The following is a 20,486-nucleotide window of genomic DNA, read 5'->3' as shown; positions in this document are numbered from 1 at the left end:
TCTCCAATCTACACCCAATGTGCGTACTGTGCGGCGCAACGTCAAGCAAGAGGCGGCACCCATACGCTAAATTGAACTTGCCTCAAAGAGGCGCATTGCCTACTCCTCGAAACGAAGAGGAGCACCATCATGAGCGACATCTGGCCGACAGAGCTGAAGGTGACGAAGGACCGGCAACAGCTGGTCATCACCTTCAATAATGGTGAGAGTTTCACGCTCAGCGCCGAGATGCTGCGCGTGCTGTCGCCATCGGCGGAAGTGCAGGGCCATGGTCCGGGCCAGAAGGTCACCGTCCCCGGCAAGCGCAACGTCGCGATCATCTCGATGACGCCCACCGGCAACTATGCCGTCAGGATCGGCTTCGACGACATGCACGACACCGGCATCTTCACATGGTCGTATCTTCGCGAGCTCGGCGAGCGTGGCGAAGAGCTTTTCGCTGCCTACGAAAACGAGCTGCGGGAGAAGGGTATGACCCGCGACACGTCGGAAAAGCCGCGCTGATCACGACGCGCGAGTTATCCGTAAGCCAGGATGACGCGTGTCACGCCAGCGTCGTCTTAGGCGGCTAATTATTGTTGTGAAACAAGGCGATGGCACGACCATGAAAATCATCGAAACCGTGGAAGAACTCGCCGCCATTTATGGCGGCGGCTTGTCGGAAGCATCCGTGGCGAAGGTGACCGACCACCTGACGCCGCTCTACCGGCAGATGATCGAGGCGTCGCCATTCGTTGCGCTGGCGACGGTCGGTCCGGAGGGGCTGGACTGTTCTCCGCGTGGTGACCTCGGCGGCGTCGTGCGCGTTGTCGACGACAAGGTGCTGCAGATGCCTGATTGGCGCGGCAATAACCGGGTGGATTCGCTGTCGAACATCGTGCGGGATCCCAGGCTTGCGCTGATGTTTCTCATCCCGGGATCGAATACGACGATGCGGATCAATGGGCGCGGTGTCGTTTCGAACGACGAGGCGTTGCTCACCTCCTTCGAGATGGACGGCAAGCATCCGCGCACGGTTATCGTGGTGACGATCGAGGAGGTCTATTTCCAGTGCGCGCGGGCGCTGATCCGCTCGGAGCTGTGGAATCCGGACAAGTTCGTGGATCCGAAAGGCCTTCCAACGCCAGGCCTGATGCTGAAGGCGGCGACGGAAGCGTTCGATCACGAGACCTATGATCGCGAATGGGCCGCACGCGCGGCCAAGACGATGTGGTAGCGTTTGATATAGGGCCGCGGTTCGTCGCGGCTCAGGCCTTGTAGATCAGCCAGCTCTTGGTGAAGTCCTTCTGCATGCCGTCCTCGAAGAGGACGCTGCAGTTCCGGCCGGCGTTCTTGGCGCCGTAAAGGGCGACGTCGCTCTTGTGGTAGAGCTCGCCCGCATCCTCGGCGCTCGATGCCATACAGATGCCTACAGACACCGTGACCGGTCCATAGTTGACGCGGGTGCGGGAATTCTTGAACGGCGTGGCTTCGAGCGTGCGGCGAATGCGCTCGGCGACGGCCATGACTTCGTCGGCCGTGTTGCCCTCGATGATCAGCGCGAACTCCTCGCCACCGGTGCGGGCAACGAAGACATCGCGGCGCACGTTGGCGCGGATGACCGAAGCGACCGTCGCGAGGATCTTGTCGCCGACGGGATGGCCGTAGGTGTCGTTGATCTTCTTGAAGTTATCGATATCGGCCAAAACAAGCGCCGTGATCGGACGCATGGCCGGATTGTTGAATACGGCGGCGAGGCGATCGTCGAAGGCGCGGCGGTTGGAGAGGCGGGTCAGCGAATCCGTGTTGGCGATGCGCTTGTACTCGTCGAGCTCCTTGCGGACCTGATCCATTTCATTGGAGCGCTGCACGACGTTTTCCACGGTGCGCTCACCATGCGCCATGGTGTGTCCTGTCGCCTCGGTCAGCAGATGCAGCGCATTCTGGATGAGGTCGACGCTGGACGTGTTCTTCGAGGTGATGCGGTTATAGGTCTCGCCAAGCAGTCTGTTGTAGCTTTCGAGCGAGGTCTGCTCCTGACGCAGGACGCGGAGCACCGATTCGAGTTCGGCTGCGATGCGGGTATGGGCGTCGTCAAAGACGCGGCCGGCGCCGTGGCTGAAATGCTGCGCGCCGAGTTCGTCCAGTTCTTCCTGGGTCGCCTGGTTGCCAAGGGCTGCGAGATCGCGCGTCAGCGCCGGATTGGAGCCGATATAGGCTTCGTAGAACAGTTCATAGTTTCGCGGAATGGGCGCAACACCCATGGAGCGCATCGCAAAAGTGATCTGGCTCGCCACATCGGGAACCTGCGTCTTTGGCGCCACAGCCGTCGTCATCCGGCCACTCCTTATGGTACATCTCAAAAGTCTTCTCTTATTTCTTAAGCTACAATTGTTTTGAAATGATTAAGGTTGGATATACCAGAGATTACATGTGAATTTTATTCGAATTGGCCGACTTGTTCTTATCTATATGTTTTTTATATCGGAATCTAAGCGGAGGCGGAGGATGCCTACGCGTCCTGAGGGTATCTTTCTTTAGGTGAGCTGGGCGAAATATTCGCCAGACATCATCGCTGTCAATGATCCATTGACAATCGGTTTCCGATATCGGCTCTTTTGTGAACGATAATGAAGTGGCAACTTGCATTTCAAGGCACCGTAGCGGCGCCATGAGAAAGCAGAACGCCATGCAAACGTCCCATAACTCGCCTCCAGCCGTGCTCGCTGCCGCTGTTATTGCCGGATCTCTTTTCCTGATCCAGCAACAAGGCTTCTTTCATGGTGCATTTACTTCGGAAATACTGGCAAGCATCAATGCCGAAGATGTGCTTGTCGCGAGCGATTATATCGCGACAAGCAATAGCGAAGTGGCTGGCGGCCGCGTGACCGCAACTGCCCACTGAACGATCAGCCGAGGTTGAATTCCTGGAAGAAGTCGTTGCCCTTGTCGTCGGTGACGATGAAGGCAGGGAAGTCCTCGACCTCGATCTTCCAGACGGCTTCCATGCCGAGTTCCGGATATTCCAGCACGTCTACCTTGCGGATGCAATCCTGCGCGAGGCGAGCGGCGGGGCCGCCGATGGAGCCGAGATAGAAGCCGCCATGGGTCTTGCAGGCCTCGCGCACCGCGCGCGAGCGGTTGCCCTTGGCGAGCATGATCATCGAACCGCCGAAGGACTGGAACTGGTCGACATACGAGTCCATGCGGCCGGCCGTGGTCGGTCCGAAGGAGCCGGAGGCGTAGCCGGCGGGCGTCTTGGCGGGGCCGGCGTAGTAGACCGGGTGGTTCTTCATGTAATCTGGCATGCCTTCGCCCTTCTCAAGGCGCTCGCGGATCTTCGAATGTGCGAGGTCGCGGGCGACAATGATGGTGCCCGTCAGCGACAGGCGAGTTTTCACCGGATGCTTGCTGAGTTCGGCAAGTATATCGGCCATCGGCTGGTTCAGATCGATCTTGACCATCGATTCCGACAGCTTAGCCTCGTCGATCTCGGGCATGTACTTGGACGGGTCGGTTTCCAGCTGCTCGACGAAGATGCCGTCGCGGGTAATCTTGCCCTTTGCCTGGCGGTCGGCGGAACAGGAGACGCCGAGGCCGATCGGCAGCGAGGCGCCATGGCGGGGCAGGCGGATGACGCGGACGTCGTGACAGAAATACTTGCCTCCGAACTGGGCGCCGACGCCCATCTGCTGCGTCAGCTTGTGGATTTCCTTTTCCATCTCGACGTCGCGGAAGGCGTGGCCGCTTTCCGAACCCTCGGTCGGGAGATCGTCGAGATAGCGCGTCGAGGCGAGCTTGACGGTCTTCAGGTTCATCTCGGCCGAGGTGCCGCCGATGACGATCGCCAGATGGTAGGGAGGACAGGCTGCCGTACCCAACGTGAGGATCTTCTCCTTAAGGAAGTCGATCATCCGGTCGTGGGTCAGCAACGAGGGCGTGCCCTGGTAGAGGAAGGTCTTGTTGGCAGAACCGCCGCCCTTGGCCACAAAGAGGAAATTGTATTCGTCAGTGCCTTCCTCATAGATGTCGATCTGGGCCGGCAGGTTGTTCTTGGTGTTCTTCTCCTCGAACATCTTGATCGGGGCGAGCTGCGAATAGCGCAGGTTCTTCTTCTCGTAGGCGTCCATCACGCCCTTGGCGAGCGCCGAATAGTCCTCTCCCTCGGTCCAGACGCGGCGGCCTTTCTTGCCCATGATGATCGCCGTGCCGGTGTCCTGGCACATGGGCAGGATGCCGCCGGCAGCGATGTTGGCGTTCTTCAGCAGGTCGTAGGCAACGAAGCGGTCGTTGTCTGTCGCCTCTGGGTCGTCGAGGATCGAAGCGAGCTGCTTCAGGTGCCCGGGGCGCAGCAGATGGTTGATGTCGGCAAAGGCGGTCTCGGCCAGCAGACGGATGCCCTCGGGCTCGACGGTCAGGATATCCTGGCCCTTGAAGCTGTCGACAGAGACATGGTCGCTGCTGATCTTGCGGTACTGGGTGGAGTCTTTGCCGAGGGGGAAGAGATCGTCAGCCATCGAATGACCTTTCGTGCGGGCCGGAATGGAAATCGCAGACGGTCTATGCGGGCATCTGCCCAATTGCAATCATTCTAAAACCTTCGAAAAACCCTCAAGAATGCACGAAAAACACCGCCACGGAGGCCGTGGCGGTGTCTGGTGGTTCATCGATGATCCGGGATGGAGTTACTTGGGGCCGATCATGGTTTCCGGGCGAACGTACTGATCGAATTCTTCGTTCGTCAGGTAACCGCCGCCGACGGCTTCTTCGCGCAGCGTCGTGCCGTTCTTGTGCGCGGTCTTGGCGATCTTGGCGCAGATGTCGTAGCCGAGGCGGCCGTTCAGCGCTGTCACCAGCATCAGAGAGTTCTCGACGCCCTTCTTGATGTTGTCCTCGCGGGCTTCGATGCCGACGACGCAATTGTCGGTGAAGGACACGGCGGCGTCGCCGAGCAGTTGCACCGACTGCAGGAAGTTATAGGCCATCATCGGATTATAGACGTTGAGCTCGAAGTGGCCCTGGCTGCCGGCGAAGGTGAGTGCGGCGTTGTTGCCGAAGACGTGGGCGCAGACCTGGGTCAACGCCTCCGACTGCGTCGGATTGACCTTGCCGGGCATGATCGAGGAGCCGGGCTCGTTTTCCGGCAGCGACAGTTCGCCAAGGCCAGCGCGCGGGCCGGAACCGAGGAAGCGGATGTCGTTGGCGATCTTGAAGAGAGCAGCGGCGGCCGCATTGATCGCGCCATGGGCGAAGACCATCGAGTCGTGCGAAGCCAGCGCCTCGAACTTGTTCGGCGCGGTGATGAAGGGCAGGGCGGTAATAGTGGAAATCTCTTCCGCGACCTTCTCCGCGAATCCGACCGGCGCGTTGAGGCCGGTGCCGACGGCAGTGCCACCCTGGGCGAGCTTGGAGAGTGCCGGCAGCGTCAGCTCGATATTGGCGATCGCGGAGGCAACCTGCGCGGAGTAGCCGGAGAATTCCTGGCCGAGCGTCAGCGGTGTCGCATCCTGCGTATGGGTGCGGCCGATCTTGATGATGTGGCTGAACTCGGTGACCTTCATGTCGAGGGCCGCATGCAGATGCTTCAGGCCCGGCAGCAGGTGGTGGACGATCTGCTCGACGCAGGCGATGTGCATGGCCGTCGGATAGGTGTCGTTCGACGACTGGCTCATGTTGACGTGGTCGTTCGGATGCACGGGCTTCTTCGAGCCCATGACTCCGCCGAGCACCTCGATCGCGCGGTTGGAGATGACCTCGTTGGCGTTCATGTTCGACTGGGTGCCGGAGCCGGTCTGCCAGACGACCAGCGGGAAGTGGTCGTTGAGCTTGCCGTCGATGACTTCCTGGGCGGCGTCGATGATGGCATTGCCGACCGCCGGCTCCAGCTTGCCGAGCGCCATGTTGGCGCGGGCGGCGGCCTGCTTGACGATGCCCAGCGCGCGCACGATCGACAGCGGCTGCTTCTCCCAACCGATCTTGAAATTGCCGAGCGAGCGCTGCGCCTGCGCGCCCCAATACTTGTCGCTTTGTACTTCAATCTCGCCGAAAGTATCGGTTTCGATACGGGTGGAAGTCATGGCCATGCCTTTCTTTCGCGTGAGCGGCTGCGGAGATGCCGTCTTATAGGTCTCAAGCCAGCCCAAGAAAACAGCGGCGATCAAAAAATATGAGCCGTGAAGTCATATTAGCGGCTGCGCTATACGTGGTTTTTTGGCCACGTCTTATTTTTTATCTAACAACGTCTTTTGGGGGACTGTGTGAGCGGGCGAAAATAAAGTAAAAAATTAACCAATAATTTCATAATTTTGTGTGAGCTGGCGGGAGGCGGCGGGTTTGCTACGTTACGGAAGAGTGAGTTCTTCGAGGCTGGCGGTGGCGTCCCGTTTCTGCCATGTCACCTGACAGCGACGGGTGAGTAAAAGAGTTTGAGCTGGGCGATGCCCATGACCGAAGACAGCATGAGACTGGGACTGGAAAAAGCATGAGATTCTTCTTGAAAGGTGCGGTTTCCGCACTGGCACTTTCCTGCGGCATGGCCGCTATGGGTGTCGCACCCGCGCATGCCTATACGCTGATGGACATGATCCGAGGTGATCGTGCCCGCACCCAGAGCACCATCATCAATCCGGCTCCCGAAGTGCTGCCGCCGCAGGCAAATACCAGCGCGCCGCTGCCGAAGGTGTCCGCACCGCGATACTACACCTACAAGGTGGATCCGATGCGGCTTGTCGATACCGGCAAGTTCACCGATCCTGTCGTCACCGGCGCGGTCGCCGCCGTTGGTGCGCCGAGTGATGCCACGCCGTCGGTGCAGCGTCGCTATCTGATCGATGCCAAGGTTCGCGCCCCTGTCGAAGTCGCCAAGGCTCTCGAGACTTACTACGGCGATACCAAGAACGAACTGGTCTGGCTGACCGGCACCGAGGTCAACGATCGCGCCAAGGCAGCGATGGCGTTCCTCGCCAATGCCGGCTCCGTTGGTCTCGATCCGGCCGACTATGCCGTCGAGGTTCCCGCTGTCGATCCGGCCAATCCTGATCCTGCCATGCGCGACCGCGCGCTGACGCAGTTCGAGCTGGCGCTGTCGGCCAAGGTTCTGGCCTACGTGCAGGATACGATCCGTGGCCGCGTCGACCCGAACAAGCTCTCCGGCTATCACGATTTCGCCCGCAAGACGGTCAATCTCGATCCGGTCCTGAAGCTGGCGCGGATGAGCCCCGATGTCGGCGCCTATCTCTCGAGCCGCACGCCGAGTGGTCCGCAGTTCGCAGCACTGCAGGCCGAGCTTGCCAAGCTGAAGGGCGAGGGCAATGGCGAGCAGCCGATCAAGATCGAACTCAGCGGCGTTCTGCATCCCGGCGAAACCTCTTCGGAAATCCCGAACATCGTCAAGGCGATCGACAAGCACGGCTCGGCCGCGCTGAAGAGCGAGAACGCCGCGACGCTGGCCGCCTACAGCGGCGGTATCGATTATTCGCCCGAGATCGTGACGCTGGTCGAAGCCTTCCAGAAGGAACATGGCCTTAAGCCAGACGGCATCGTCGGCCAGGCGACCGTTCGCACGATGACCGGCGGCGACAGCAACAGCTCGAAGATCGAGAAGGTTGTTGTTGCGATGGAACAGGCCCGCTGGCTGCCGGCGGATCTCGGCCCGCGCTACGTCTTCATCAACCAGCCGGCCTTCATGGTCTACTACCACAACGACAACAAGGAACAGTTGTCGATGCGCGTGGTGATCGGCCAGCCGTCGCACCAGACGTTCTTCTTCCAGGACCAGATCCAGACGGTCGAGTTCAACCCGTTCTGGGGCGTGCCGCAGTCGATCATCATCAACGAGATGCTGCCGAAGCTGCGCTCCGACCCGAACTATCTCGATCGCATGGGCTATGAAGTCGCTGTCGGCGGCCGCGCCGTGCCTTCGTCCAGCGTCGACTGGTACGGTTCGACCGCCAACGTCTCCGTGCGCCAGCCACCGAGCGGTGACAACGCGCTTGGCGAACTGAAGATCCTGTTCCCGAACGCGCATGCGATCTACATGCACGACACGCCTTCGAAGAGCTTCTTCAAGCGTGACATGCGTGCGCTGAGCCATGGCTGCGTCCGTCTCGCCGATCCGCGCGCGATGGCGGCGGCCGTTCTGAACACCACGGTCGACAAGATCGGCCAGGAGATTGCGACCGGCAAGAACCATGCGGTGCAGGTGCCGCAGAAGTTCCCCGTCTACATCGCCTACTTCACGGCCTGGCCGGACAAGAATGGCGTCGTGCAGTATTTCAACGACGTCTACGACCGCGACACCTACGTCCAGAAGGCCTTCGACGCCACGACCAAGGCACGCGGCGCTCAGATCTGATGTCAGACGCCGCGCGGCCCATCGGCCGCGCGGCGTTTTTCAACCTGTCGGTGTCTGGTGATATCGGCGATCAGCCGGCGTGGAGGAAGCGGATCGCTTCGTCACGGCGGAAGAGATAGAGCAGGGTGCGCACGGCGTTGCCCCTTTCGGACGTCAGGTCCGGATCACGCTCGATCAGATAGGCCGCATCCTTACGGGCGATCTCCAGCAAATCGGCATGCGCCTCCAGGCTCGCAATCCTGAAACCCGGGGTTCCCGACTGCCGTGTTCCCAACAGTTCGCCTTCGCCGCGCAGCTTCAGATCCTCTTCGGCGATCCTGAAACCGTCTTCCGTATCGCGCATGATCGTGAGACGCGCGTGGCCGGTTTCGCCCAGCGGTCCGCGATAGAGCAGGACGCAGGTCGACGCCTCGTCGCCGCGCCCGACGCGGCCGCGCAGCTGGTGCAGCTGTGCCAGACCGAAACGCTCGGCGTGCTCGATGACCATGATCGTCGCATCCGGTACGTCGACGCCGACTTCCACGACCGTGGTCGCCACCAGAAGGCGGATTTCGCCTGACTTGAACGCCATCATCACCGCGTCCTTCTCCGCGCCGCTCATGCGGCCGTGGATCAGGCCGATGCCGGGCCCAAGAGCCGAGACCAGCGTGGCGTGACGCTCCTCGACCGACATCAGGTCGCTCTCTTCGGATTCTTCGACCAGCGGGCAGATCCAGTAAGCCTTCTTGCCATCGCGCAACGCCGCCTTCAGGCGTCCGACGATATCGCCGATGCGCTCCGTCGGGATGGTGATCGTCTGGATCGGCTTGCGGCCGACGGGCTTTTCGGTGAGCTTCGACACGTCCATGTCGCCGAAGGCGGCGAGCACCAGCGTGCGCGGGATCGGCGTCGCGGTCATGACCAGCATATGGGGTGTAATGCCCTTGGCGGTCAGGCGCAGGCGCTGGTGGACACCGAAGCGGTGCTGCTCGTCGACAACAGCCAGCATCAGGTTCTTGTAGTTCACGGTATCCTGGAACAGTGCGTGGGTGCCGATGACGATCTGGGCCTCGCCGGAAGCGATGCGCTCGAGGATTTCGTCGCGTTCCTTGCCCTTGGTGCGGCCGGTCAGCACCTCGATGCGGATGCCGGCGGCGGCCGTGTATTTGGCGATGGTCGCGTGATGCTGGCGGGCGAGGATTTCGGTCGGCGCCATCAGCACGGCCTGGCCGCCGCTTTCGATGACGGCGGCCATCGCCATCAGCGCCACCAGCGTCTTGCCGGAGCCGACGTCGCCCTGCAGCAGACGCAGCATGCGGTCGTCGCCGGCCATGTCTTTCAGGATTTGCGCGATCGCCTCGGTTTGGCTGCCCGTCGGCGAAAACGGCAGGGCTTCGAGGATCTGGCGGCTGAGATGGCCCGTCGCATGCACCGGCTGGCCGGCGACCTTGCGCAACCTTTGGCGCACCAGCGCCAGCGACAGCTGGCCGGCCAGGAATTCGTCATAGGCGAGGCGGCGGCGGGCCGGCGCCTGCGGATCGATATCGGCGGGATCGCGCGGCTCGTGCAGGCCGTGGAAGGCATCGGCGGTGGAGGGCAGGCCCTGCTTTTGGGCCAGCGCCGCATCGATCCATTCGGGGAACTCGGGCGTCTTCGGCAGGGCGGCTTCGATGATCTTGCGCAGCGTCTTCGGCGAAAGCCCTGCCGTCAACGGGTAGATCGGCTCGACCAGCGGCAGGTTCTCCGCTTCGCTTGCCTTGACGATATAGTCAGGGTGCACCATCGAGGCGCGGCCGTTGAACCAGTCGATCTTGCCGCTGACGGTGACCTCCTCGTCGAGAGGGAGCTGTTTCTCCAGCCATGTCGATTGCCCACGGAAGAAGACGAGCGTCAGCTCGCCGGTCTCGTCGTGCAGGAAGACGCGGTAAGGGACGTTGCTCTTCTTGTTCGGCGGCGGCTGATGGCGGTCGACGCGGCCGGTGATGGTCACGATGGCGCCTTGCGGCGCGCGCGCGATGCCCGGCTGGTTGCGTCGGTCGATCAGCGAGTGCGGCGCATGGAAGAGAAGATCGACGACACGGCAATCCTCCGGCGTCTCGCGGCCGAAGAGTTTGGCGAGCAGTTCGGCGATCTTCGGGCCGACGCCGGGCAGGCCGGAGACGGAGGAGAACAGCGGATCGAGAATGGCGGGGCGCATGCCGGCAAAATGCGACGAACAATGCGTGCTTGGCAAGGCTGACAAGCCGCTTTCGAGGGTCTATAGAGGCGCATCAACAGGAAGCTATGCCATGACAGGTGTCACACTCTCGAGCGCCGATCTCGATCCCCGCCGCCGCCGGATACTGTTCCGCTGCTGGCATCGCGGCATCCGCGAGATGGATTTGGTGTTCGGCCAGTTCGCCGAGCGCGAGATCGCGGGCCTCTCGGATGCTGAACTCGACGAGTTCGAGACGATCATGGCGGAAGAGGATAATGATCTGGTGCGCTGGATCATGGGAACCTGGCCGATCCCTGAGCGTTTCCAGACACCGATGTTTACGCGCCTGTGCGCCTACAAGCCCGATTTCGAATACCCCGCCGACAGCCTGCCCAGGAATGGATGATGATCCCCGGTTTTGATGCGAAGAAGCTGACGGCGCTGAACGTGCCGCTGACGATAGGCAATGTGCCGGCCGGACTGGAGCCGATGCTGCTGGCCGAGCTTGCCCGCGCCGGTGCTCCAGTTGCATACGTGCTCTCGGACGGGCAGCGCATGGCCGATCTGGAGCAGATGCTGGGCTTCGTCGCGCCCGATATTCCCGTTCTGACGCTGCCCGCCTGGGACTGTCTGCCCTACGACCGTGTGTCACCGAGCGCAGACACCTCCGCGCGCAGGCTCGCCGCACTCGGCGGGCTGATCGCGCATCGCAAGAAGCCGCATGCGGCGATCGTGCTGGTGACCGTCAATGCCATGCTGCAGAAGGTGGCGCCGCAGGATGTGATCGAAAGCCTGACGTTTTCGGCGCGGCCGGGCAACCAGGTTCGGATGGACGATATCGCCGGACGGCTGGAGCGCAATGGCTTCGACCGCGTCGCCACGGTGCGCGAAGTCGGTGAATATGCGGTGCGCGGCGGTATTCTCGATGTCTTCGTGCCGGGATCGGAAGAGCCGGTGCGGCTCGATTTCTTCGGCGATACGCTGGAGAGCATCCGCAGCTTCGATCCGGCCAGCCAACGCACGACGGGGCAGGTGCGCTCGCTCGACCTCAACCCGATGAGCGAAGTGACGCTGACGCCGGATACGATCAGCCGCTTCCGCAAGAATTATCTCTCGACCTTCGGTGCTGCTACCCGCGACGACGCGCTGTATCTCGCGATCTCCGAAGGGCGGCGCTATCCCGGGATGGAGCACTGGCTGCCGCTGTTCTACGACCGGCTGGAGACGGTGTTCGACTATCTCAAGGGGTTCCGCGTCGTTACCGACCATACGGTGCGTGAGGCGGCCGAGGAGCGCTCGAAGCTGGTCTTCGATTATTACGATGCGCGCCTGAATTCGGGCAAGCCGGTCAAGGGCATGTCGCAGGGCACGCCCTACAAGCCCGTGGTGCCCGGCCAGCTCTATCTCGACGGCAAGACGTTTTCGGCAACGCTCGACGCCTTCAATGCGATGCGGATCACGCCATTCAACGAGCATGAGGGCGAGGCGCGCCGCGTCGTCAATCTCGATGCCCGCCAGGGTGAACGCTGGGCGCGGCCGAGCACTGAGGGTGGCGGCAATGCCGAGCGCGTCAACGTGTTCGACGTCGTCGTCAAGCATATCGCCGACAAGCGGGCGAGCGGCGCCAAGGTGCTGATCACTGCCTGGACGGAAGGGTCGCTGGAGCGTCTGCTGCAGGTTCTTTCCGAGCATGGGCTGGCCCGCGTCAAGCCGATTGCGGCGCTCAAGGAGATCGACAAGCTCGAGCAGGGCGAGGCGGCGGCCGGCGTCTACAGCCTGGAGACGGGCTTCGAGGTCGGCAATCTCGTCGTCATCGGCGAGCAGGATATTCTCGGCGACCGCATGGTGCGCCGTTCGAAACGCCGCAAGCGGGCCGCCGATTTCATTTCCGAGGTTGCGGGTCTCGACGAAGGCTCCGTCGTGGTCCACGCCGAGCACGGCATCGGCCGGTTCATCGGGCTCAGGACCATCCAGGCGGCGGGCGCGCAGCATGCGTGCCTGGAGCTGCAATATGCCGACGAGGCGAAGCTGTTCCTTCCCGTCGAAAACATCGATCTCCTGTCGCGCTATGGCGGCGAGGGGACGGAGGCACAGCTCGACAAGCTTGGCGGCGGCGCATGGCAGATGCGCAAGGCCAAGCTCAAGAAGCGCCTGCTCGACATGGCTGACGGCCTGATCCGCATCGCCGCCGAGCGGCTGACGCGGCATGCGCCGGTGCTGACGACGCCTGAGGGGCTCTACGACGAGTTCGCCGCGCGCTTCCCCTATGACGAGACGGAAGATCAGGACAACGCCATCGAGGCGGTGCGCTCCGATCTCGGCGCCGGGCGGCCGATGGATCGCCTGGTCTGCGGTGACGTCGGTTTCGGCAAGACGGAAGTTGCGCTGCGCGCGGCCTTCGTGGCGGCGATGAACGGCATTCAGGTCGCGGTCGTGGTTCCGACGACGCTTCTGTCGCGCCAGCACTTCAAGACCTTCTCCGAGCGCTTCCGCGGTCTGCCGGTGCGCGTGCAGCAGGCCTCGCGCCTCGTCGGCTCCAAGGAGCTGGCGCTCACGAAGAAGGAGATCGCCGATGGCAAGACGGATATTGTCGTCGGCACGCATGCGCTGCTCGGCTCCGGCATCCAGTTCGCCAATCTCGGCCTGCTGATCATCGACGAAGAGCAGCATTTCGGCGTCAAGCACAAGGAGCGGCTGAAGGAGCTGAAGAGCGACGTTCACGTCCTCACGCTGTCGGCAACGCCGATCCCGCGCACGCTGCAGCTGGCGATGACGGGTGTTCGCGAGCTTTCGTTGATCACCACGCCGCCGGTCGACCGCATGGCGGTGCGCACCTTCATCTCGCCGTTCGATTCGCTCGTGATCCGCGAGACGCTGATGCGCGAGCATTATCGCGGCGGACAGAGCTTCTATGTCTGCCCGCGTCTGGCCGATCTCGAAGAGGTTCATGCCTTCCTGCAGTCCGATTTGCCGGAGCTGAAGGTCGCCATCGCCCACGGCCAGATGCCGCCGGGCGAGCTCGAGGACATTATGAACGCCTTCTACGAAGGGCGTTACGATGTGCTCTTGTCGACCACGATCGTCGAATCCGGCCTCGACGTGCCGACGGCCAATACGCTGATCGTGCACCGTGCCGACATGTTTGGCTTGGCGCAGCTCTACCAGCTGCGTGGCCGTGTCGGCCGGTCCAAGGTGCGCGCCTTCGCGCTGTTCACGCTGCCCGTCAACAAGGTACTGACGGCGACGGCGGAGCGCCGGCTGAAGGTGCTGCAATCGCTCGATACGCTCGGCGCCGGGTTCCAGCTTGCCAGCCACGACCTCGATATTCGTGGCGCCGGCAACCTGCTCGGCGAGGAGCAGTCCGGCCACATCAAGGAGGTCGGCTTCGAACTCTACCAGCAGATGCTGGAAGAGGCGGTGGCCGAGGTGAAGGGTGTCGACGAGATCCAGGATACCGGTTGGTCGCCGCAGATCTCGGTGGGCACGTCGGTTATGATCCCCGACGGCTACGTGCCGGACCTGCATCTGCGCATGGCACTCTACCGGCGTCTCGGCGAGATCACCGAGCTCAAGGAAATCGATGCCTTCGGCGCCGAGATGATCGACCGTTTCGGGCCGATGCCGATCGAGGTGCAGCATCTCTTGAAGATCGTCTACGTCAAATCGCTCTGCCGTATCGCCAATGTCGAGAAGGTGGATGCCGGGCCGAAGGGCGTGGTCATCCAGTTCCGCAACAAGGAATTCCCGAACCCCGGCAATCTGGTGGGCTATATCGCCAAGCAGGGCTCGATGGCGAAGATCCGTCCCGATCACAGCGTATTCCTGACCCGCGACCTGCCGACGCCGGAAAAGCGGCTGCAGGGAGCGGCTGTGATCATGACGCAGCTGGCGGAGCTGGCGAAGGGCTAAAGAAAATCGGGACGGAAGGCCTCAGCTTTCCGTCCCGATTTGCTTTCAACAATATTGTAAAATCAGTCGATCAGTTCATCCCGGCGCGGGCTTCGGCCTTGGCCTTGGCGATATCGCGCAGTGCGCCAGCGATGACATCAGGGGTCTGGGCGCCGCTGACGGCGTACTGCTGGTCGAAGATGAAGAAGGGGACGCCGTTAACGCCCATCTTCTGCGCCGATTCGATTTCCTCGACGACGAGAGCCTTGTCGGCATCGGAGGTAAGCAGCGAGGCGGTCACGGCGCGGTCGAGACCGGACTTCTCGGCGATATCGAGCAGCACGGCGTGATCGCCGACATTCAGGCCCTGTTCGAAGTTTGCCTTGAACAGGCCATCGACCACACGGTCGGCCTTGTCGCGATCCTCGATCATCGCCCAGTGAATGAGGCGGTGGGCGTCGAGCGTGTTCGGCCCGATCTTGATGGCGTCGAAATTGAAGTTGATTCCGACTTCGCGGCCGAGCTCGGTGAGCATCTTGTGCCCTTCGGCGACCCGCTCGGCACCGCCGAGTTTCTTCTCAAGTGCAGCCTTCTGGTCGACGCCTTCGGGCGGATAATCCGGGTTGAGGCGATAGGGGCGCCAGTTGACGTCGACGCCGACTTCGTCCTGGACTTCGGCGATCGCCAGCTCCAGCCGCGCCTTGCCGAGATAGCACCAGGGGCAGACGACATCCGAGACGACGTCGATGACTATGCGTTCCATGGGCTTTCCTTTCCCGGATTTGCTGAGCCCAAAAAGGGCGTTTGGAGCCATCTAGTCGCTGCGAGTGGCCAGTTCAACCAGGCAGGAAAAGAGAACCACCTGTTATTGGACGCTCTGATCCCACCAGGCAGGCAGCTGATAGCCATAGAGCGGCACCTGGTCGGGGTGGCCGATGCGCTTGCTGCGGGCGACCCACTGGTTGTCGACGTGATAGAGCGGCAGCACGTAGTGGCCCGACAGGAGCAGCCGGTCGTGCGAGCGGACGGCGGCGGTGAAATCCTCGGCCGAACGTGCATTGAGGATGTGCTGGATCAGCGTATCGACATCGGGATCGGCGACGCCCGCAAAATTGTCGGTGCCGTCGCGGTCGCGCGAGGCGGACGACCAGCGGCCGACCTGCTCGATGCCAGGCGATAGCGACGAGGTGAAGGATTTGACGATGACGTCGTAGTCGAAGGTGTTGGTGCGGCTCTGATACTGCGAATCGTCCACCGTGCGGATCGAGGCGTTGATGCCGAGCAGCTGCAGCGAGCGCTGGTAGGAGACGGCGAGTTTCTCTTGGTCGGTGTTCTGCGTCATGATCTCGAAGGCGAGCGGGCGGCCGTTGGCGTCGCTCATCTTGCCGTTCTTGATCGTGTAGCCGGCCTGTTTCAGGAGCTCGACGGCCTGCTTCAGCACATTGCGGTCGCGGCCGGAGCCGTCGGTCACTGGCAGCTTGTAGGTGCCGTCGAGGATGGCGGGATCGATGCGATCCTTGATCGGGCCGAGCAGCTTCAGTTCGCGCTCGTCAGCCGGTACGCCGAAGCTGGAGAGCTCTGAATTCTGCCAGTAGCTCTGCGTCCTGATATAGGCGCTGGAGAACAGGTTCTTGTTGGCCCATTCGAAATCGAAGATCAGCGACAGGCCCTCGCGCAGCTTCACATTGTCGAAGAGCGGCCGGCGGGTGTTGAAGACGAAGCCGAACATGCCTGACGGCAGCTTGGGTTGGAAGGTGTCCTTGACGACATTGCCTGAGGTGACAGCCGGGAAATTATAGGCGCTCGCCCAATGTCCGGGGCTGCCATCCGGATAGATATCGACATCGCCCTTCTTGAACGATTCGAACAATGTCGTGTCCTGCAGGAAATACTGGACGGTGATCTGATCGTAATTGTCGAGGCCGACCTTGGCGGGGAGGTCCTTACCCCAGTAATTCGGGTCGCGCTCGAAGGTGATGCTTTCGCCCGGCTTCAGCGACTTGATCTTGTAGGGACCGGAGCCGATCAGCGGCTTCAGCGTCGAGCGGTCGAAATTCTCCGCGTCGATCGCGTGCTTAGGGAGAATGGGCGTCGAGCCGGCGAGAATCAGCGGGAATTCGCGGTCGGCCTTGTCGTTGAAGGTGAAGCGGACGCTGTGATCGCCGACCTTCTCCATTTTCTCGACGGCATTGAGGCGGGTGCTGAAGGGCACGCGGCCTTTCTCCTTCAGGATGTTGAAGGAGAAGATGACATCATCGGGCGTGACCGGCTGGCCGTCCGACCATTTGGCGGCTGGGTTCAGGTTGAACTGGATATAGGTCCTGTCGTCGTCCCATTCGACGGATTGCGCCAAGAGCCCATAGAGCGTGAAGGGCTCGTCGCGCGAGCGCAGCATCAGCGTTTCATAGACCAGATTGCCGTATTCGGGGTCCCACATGCCGCGTGCCGTGGTGCGCATGCTCTTCAGGATGAACGGGTTCAGGTTGTCGTAGGTGCCGACGACGCCGTATGCGATCTTTCCGCCCTTCTTCACGTCAGGGTTGACGTAGGGCAGGTGCTTGAAATCGGCGGGCAGGGCCGGGGTGCCGTGCATTGCTATGCCATGCACCGGCTCGGCAAGGGCCGCCCCGCAAACGAGGGTGAAGACGACGGGAAGAACGATCCGGAGCATAGTCGAAATCCTTTCCGGAAAACGGCACGATTCGCCCGAAGACTATCATGCGAGCGACCGGATTCACCATCCACGGCAAATTCTTTCCAGCGGCGCCCAAAACGCCAAAGAAACACTGGAAATCTCCAGCAACGCGATGTAACAGGGACCCCGAAGTCGGGGGGGTCATGCATTTGCCTCATTGTTTTAAGAGGTCAGATGCGAACAACCCTGTTGGTGAGGACGGCCTATCGGCTGTCCCGACGGGATACCAGGAGACGGAATTCGTTATGATGTTCAAGTCTGAAAAGAAAACACGGGCAGCCCTGTCCGTTATGGCAGTGATGCTTGGCGCCGCTATGGCTCCGGTGTCTTCTTTTGCGCAGGACGCGTCTGCTGATGCGACCGGCCAGGCTGCTCCGGGCGCGCCGCGCCTGGGCTGGTACAAGACCTGCAGCAAGCAGCAGGACAACGACGTCTGCGTCGTCCAGAACGTTGTTCTGGCAACCGGCGGCCAGCTGGTTACGGGCGTAGGCCTCATCACCGTTTCGGGCAAGGTTAACAACAAGAGCCTGCAGGTTTCGGTTCCTCCGGCACGTCTCATTCCTCCGGGCATCGGTATGCAGATCGACGGCGGCAAGCCGCAGAAGATCGATTACCTGATGTGCATGCCGGATCGCTGCGTCGCGCAGATCCCGCTCACGGACGCCATGGTCGCCAGCCTGAAGAAGGGCACCGATCTGATCCTGACCTCGATCAACTTCCGCCGCGCGCCGAACCCGATCAAGATCTCGCTAGAAGGTTTCACCGGCGCATTCGATGGCGAAGCGGTTTCCGCTTCCAAGCTCGCTGAAAGCCAGAAGAGCCTGCAGGACAGCATGCAGAAGAAGGCCGACGAAGCGCGCAAGAAGCTTGAAGACGCCCAGAAGGCTGCCAAGGCCCAGTAATTTCGATCCTTACGGATTGTCGAGAAACCCGGCTTCGCGCCGGGTTTTTTGTTGTCCGTGATCCGGGCGCAGGCAAAGAAAAACCCCGCTGGGAGAAAGCGGGGTTTGGAATGGATATGCAGCGGCTTAGTGGGTGAAGCTCATCTTGGGTTTGAACTGCCCTGTCGGTGCCATATCGAAAATCTGGTAGACCTGTTCATTGCGAAGCGGTTCGCCGCTTTCGTCATTCATCAGGTTCTGTTCGGATACGTAGGCGACGTATTCGTTTTCTTCGTTTTCGGCGAGCAAGTGGTAGAAGGGCTGGTCCTTGCTGGGGCGCACGTCGGCGGGAATAGAATTCCACCATTCTTCCGTATTCGCGAATTCCGGATCGACATCGAAGATGACGCCGCGAAACGGAAATACCTTGTGCCGAACCACTTCGCCGATACTGAACTTAGCTAGTCTTTCTTTCATGGTACGACTTCCTTTCATCACCTGATTTGGTGATTGATCTCACTCAAATCAAGATTTGTGCGAGAACTCGTCACATGAGTGTCACATCGACGCGAGGCTTCCGTGACATCGGATAGACGAAAGCCCCGGCGAACCGGGGCTTTCTGAGGGCTTACGCCGAGTAGTACATGTCGTATTCGACCGGATGCGGGGTCATGTCGTAACGCATGACCTCGATCATCTTCAGCTCGATGAACGAGTCGATCTGGTCGTCGTCGAAGACGCCGCCGGCGGTCAGGAACTTGCGGTCCTTGTCCAGGCTTTCCAGCGCTTCGCGCAGCGAACCGCAAACCGTCGGAATCTTCTTCAGCTCCTTCGGCGGCAGGTCGTAGAGATCCTTGTCCATGGCCTTGCCGGGATGGATCTTGTTCTTGATGCCGTCGAGGCCGGCCATCAGCATGGCAGCGAAGGCGAGGTAGGGGTTCGCCATCGGATCCGGGAAGCGGACTTCGACGCGCTTTGCCTTCGGGTTGCTGCCGAACGGAATGCGGCACGAGGCCGAGCGGTTGCGCGCCGAGTAGGCGAGCAGAACCGGTGCTTCATAGCCCGGGACGAGACGCTTGTAGGAGTTCGTCGACGGGTTGGTGAAGGCGTTCAGCGCCTTGGCATGCTTGATGATGCCGCCGATGAAGTAGAGGCAGCTCTCGGAGAGGCCTGCATATTCATCACCCGCGAAGCTCGGCTTGCCGCTCTTCCAGATCGACATGTGGACGTGCATGCCCGAGCCGTTGTCGCCGAAAATCGGCTTCGGCATGAAGGTTGCCGTCTTGCCGTAGGCATTGGCGACCTGGTGCACGACGTACTTGTAGATCTGCATCTTGTCGGCGTTGCGAACGAGCGTGTCAAACTTGATGCCGAGCTCGTGCTGGGCAGCGGCCACTTCGTGGTGGTGCTTTTCGACGACGACGCCCATTTCACTGAGGACCGTCAGCATTTCGGAGCGCATGTCCTGGCAGCTGTCGATCGGCGGAACCGGGAAATAGCCGCCCTTGACGCGCGGACGGTGACCGAGGTTGCCGGTCTCGTATTCGGTGTCGTCGTTGGACGGCAGTTCGGTCGAATCGAGCTTGAAGCCGGTGTTGTAGGGGTCGGCCTTGTAGCGAACGTCGTCGAAGATGAAGAATTCGGCTTCAGGGCCAACGAAGACGGTGTCGCCGATGCCGGATGCCTTCAGATAGGCTTCAGCCTTCTTGGCGGTGCCGCGCGGATCGCGGTTATAGGCTTCGCCGGAGACCGGATCGAGAATGTCGCAGAGGATGACCATGGTGGACTGCGCGAAGAACGGGTCCATGTGGACCGTTTCCGTGTCGGGCATCAGCACCATGTCGGATTCGTTGATCGCCTTCCAGCCGCCGATCGAGGAGCCGTCGAACATGACGCCATCGGCGAACATGTCTTCATCGACGCAAACAACGTCCATCGTGACGTGCTGCAGCTTGCCCTTGGGATCGGTGAAGCGCAGGTCAACAAACTTGACGTCGTTATCCTTGATTTGCTTGAGGATTTCGCTTGCGGTCGCCATAAAATGGTTCCTTCATTTGAGAAGACGAGACGATTGCCTCGCCTGGACCAAACAGGTCAGATCGCATCGACACCGGTTTCGCCGGTACGGATACGAATGACTTCTTCGATATTGGATACGAAAATCTTGCCGTCGCCGATACGGCCGGTTTGCGCGGCCTTGCGGATCGCGTCGATGACGGCCTCCGCGTTCTCGTCGGCGAGGACGACTTCGACCTTCACCTTCGGCAGGAAATCGACGACATACTCCGCGCCACGGTACAATTCCGTGTGGCCTTTTTGGCGACCGAAGCCCTTTGCTTCCGTGACTGTGATCCCCTGCAGGCCAACTTCCTGAAGGGCTTCCTTCACTTCGTCCAGCTTGAAGGGCTTAATGATCGCTTCGATCTTTTTCATGAGAAAATGACTCTCCGCTTCTCCCGTTATAGCAGGCTCATACCCACCCCCCGATAGAATGCAGTTATCGTGCCAGTTGGA

General features: G+C 61.2%; 16 protein-coding genes. 7 read left to right on the top strand and 9 right to left on the bottom strand.

From position 1 onward, the window contains the following. Window positions 1–129: 129 nt before the first annotated feature. Entirely contained in the window at window positions 130–504 is a 375-nt protein-coding gene (locus D460_RS0121060) for a DUF971 domain-containing protein (RefSeq protein WP_018900571.1), read from the top strand. 100 nt (window positions 505–604) lie between these two features. Continuing rightward, a complete protein-coding gene (locus D460_RS0121055) occupies window positions 605–1,216 on the top strand; it encodes a pyridoxamine 5'-phosphate oxidase family protein (RefSeq protein WP_018900570.1) in 612 nt (203 codons plus the stop codon). Between the two features lie 31 nt (window positions 1,217–1,247). Here D460_RS0121055 and D460_RS0121050 read toward each other — a convergent pair whose 3' ends face one another. Beyond that, window positions 1,248–2,315, bottom strand: coding sequence for a GGDEF domain-containing protein (locus D460_RS0121050; protein WP_018900569.1), 1,068 nt, complete (start codon window positions 2,313–2,315; stop codon window positions 1,248–1,250). A gap of 335 nt (window positions 2,316–2,650) precedes the next feature. Between D460_RS0121050 and D460_RS0121045 the strand changes: the two genes are divergently transcribed. After that, window positions 2,651–2,884 (top strand): hypothetical protein, encoded by a 234-nt coding sequence (locus D460_RS0121045; protein ID WP_018900568.1) that lies wholly within the window; start codon window positions 2,651–2,653, stop codon window positions 2,882–2,884. A gap of 4 nt (window positions 2,885–2,888) precedes the next feature. Here the strand turns inward: D460_RS0121045 and D460_RS0121040 are convergent, their stop codons facing one another. Together D460_RS0121040 and fumC are read right to left on the bottom strand one after the other, a co-directional pair. Beyond that, window positions 2,889–4,496, bottom strand: coding sequence for a fumarate hydratase (locus D460_RS0121040; protein WP_018900567.1), 1,608 nt, complete (start codon window positions 4,494–4,496; stop codon window positions 2,889–2,891). 168 nt (window positions 4,497–4,664) lie between these two features. Then, window positions 4,665–6,056 carry a class II fumarate hydratase gene (fumC, locus tag D460_RS0121035; protein ID WP_026283365.1) on the bottom strand — a complete coding sequence of 464 codons (1,392 nt, stop codon included), beginning with the start codon at window positions 6,054–6,056 and terminating at the stop codon, window positions 4,665–4,667. 404 nt (window positions 6,057–6,460) lie between these two features. On the opposite strand from fumC, the gene D460_RS0121030 reads away from it, so the two are divergent. Beyond that, complete coding sequence (locus D460_RS0121030; RefSeq protein WP_018900565.1) at window positions 6,461–8,332, top strand: murein L,D-transpeptidase; 1,872 nt, start codon at window positions 6,461–6,463, stop codon at window positions 8,330–8,332. Between the two features lie 70 nt (window positions 8,333–8,402). Here D460_RS0121030 and recG read toward each other — a convergent pair whose 3' ends face one another. Then, window positions 8,403–10,508, bottom strand: coding sequence for an ATP-dependent DNA helicase RecG (recG, locus tag D460_RS0121025; protein ID WP_018900564.1), 2,106 nt, complete (start codon window positions 10,506–10,508; stop codon window positions 8,403–8,405). A gap of 91 nt (window positions 10,509–10,599) precedes the next feature. On the opposite strand from recG, the gene D460_RS0121020 reads away from it, so the two are divergent. Both D460_RS0121020 and mfd read left to right on the top strand, forming a co-directional pair. Next, window positions 10,600–10,914: a succinate dehydrogenase assembly factor 2 gene (locus tag D460_RS0121020; RefSeq protein WP_026283364.1), complete on the top strand. Its 315-nt coding sequence runs from the start codon at window positions 10,600–10,602 to the stop codon at window positions 10,912–10,914. After that, window positions 10,914–14,417: a transcription-repair coupling factor gene (gene mfd / locus D460_RS0121015; RefSeq protein WP_018900562.1), complete on the top strand. Its 3,504-nt coding sequence runs from the start codon at window positions 10,914–10,916 to the stop codon at window positions 14,415–14,417. Before D460_RS0121020 ends, mfd begins: the two co-directional genes overlap by 1 nt. Window positions 14,418–14,487: 70 nt before the next feature. Here the strand turns inward: mfd and D460_RS0121010 are convergent, their stop codons facing one another. Continuing rightward, on the bottom strand, window positions 14,488–15,159 hold the full coding sequence (locus tag D460_RS0121010) for a DsbA family oxidoreductase (protein ID WP_018900561.1): 672 nt from the start codon (window positions 15,157–15,159) through the stop codon (window positions 14,488–14,490). A 102-nt stretch (window positions 15,160–15,261) separates the two neighbouring features. After that, entirely contained in the window at window positions 15,262–17,067 is a 1,806-nt protein-coding gene (locus tag D460_RS0121005; protein WP_018900560.1) for an extracellular solute-binding protein, read from the bottom strand. A gap of 269 nt (window positions 17,068–17,336) precedes the next feature. On the opposite strand from D460_RS0121005, the gene D460_RS0121000 reads away from it, so the two are divergent. Then, window positions 17,337–17,993, top strand: a complete 657-nt coding sequence (locus D460_RS0121000) for an invasion associated locus B family protein (RefSeq protein ID WP_018900559.1) — start codon at window positions 17,337–17,339, stop codon at window positions 17,991–17,993. Window positions 17,994–18,119: 126 nt separating this feature from the next. Here the strand turns inward: D460_RS0121000 and hspQ are convergent, their stop codons facing one another. From hspQ to D460_RS0120985, 3 genes are all read right to left on the bottom strand, one after another. Further along, on the bottom strand, window positions 18,120–18,449 hold the full coding sequence (hspQ, locus tag D460_RS0120995) for a heat shock protein HspQ (protein ID WP_018900558.1): 330 nt from the start codon (window positions 18,447–18,449) through the stop codon (window positions 18,120–18,122). Between the two features lie 151 nt (window positions 18,450–18,600). Then, complete coding sequence (glnA, locus tag D460_RS0120990; protein WP_018900557.1) at window positions 18,601–20,010, bottom strand: type I glutamate--ammonia ligase; 1,410 nt, start codon at window positions 20,008–20,010, stop codon at window positions 18,601–18,603. A 56-nt stretch (window positions 20,011–20,066) separates the two neighbouring features. Beyond that, the gene (locus D460_RS0120985; protein WP_018900556.1) at window positions 20,067–20,405 is read right to left on the bottom strand and encodes a P-II family nitrogen regulator; all 339 of its coding nucleotides are present in this window, start codon (window positions 20,403–20,405) and stop codon (window positions 20,067–20,069) included. Between the last annotated feature and the right edge of the window lie 81 nt (window positions 20,406–20,486).

The sequence above is a fragment of the Rhizobium sp. 2MFCol3.1 genome, assembly GCF_000377565.1.
Lineage (GTDB): Bacteria > Pseudomonadota > Alphaproteobacteria > Rhizobiales > Rhizobiaceae > Rhizobium.
Note: the sequence above shows the minus strand (reverse complement) of the source record. Positions and strands in the feature narration are given on the sequence as shown.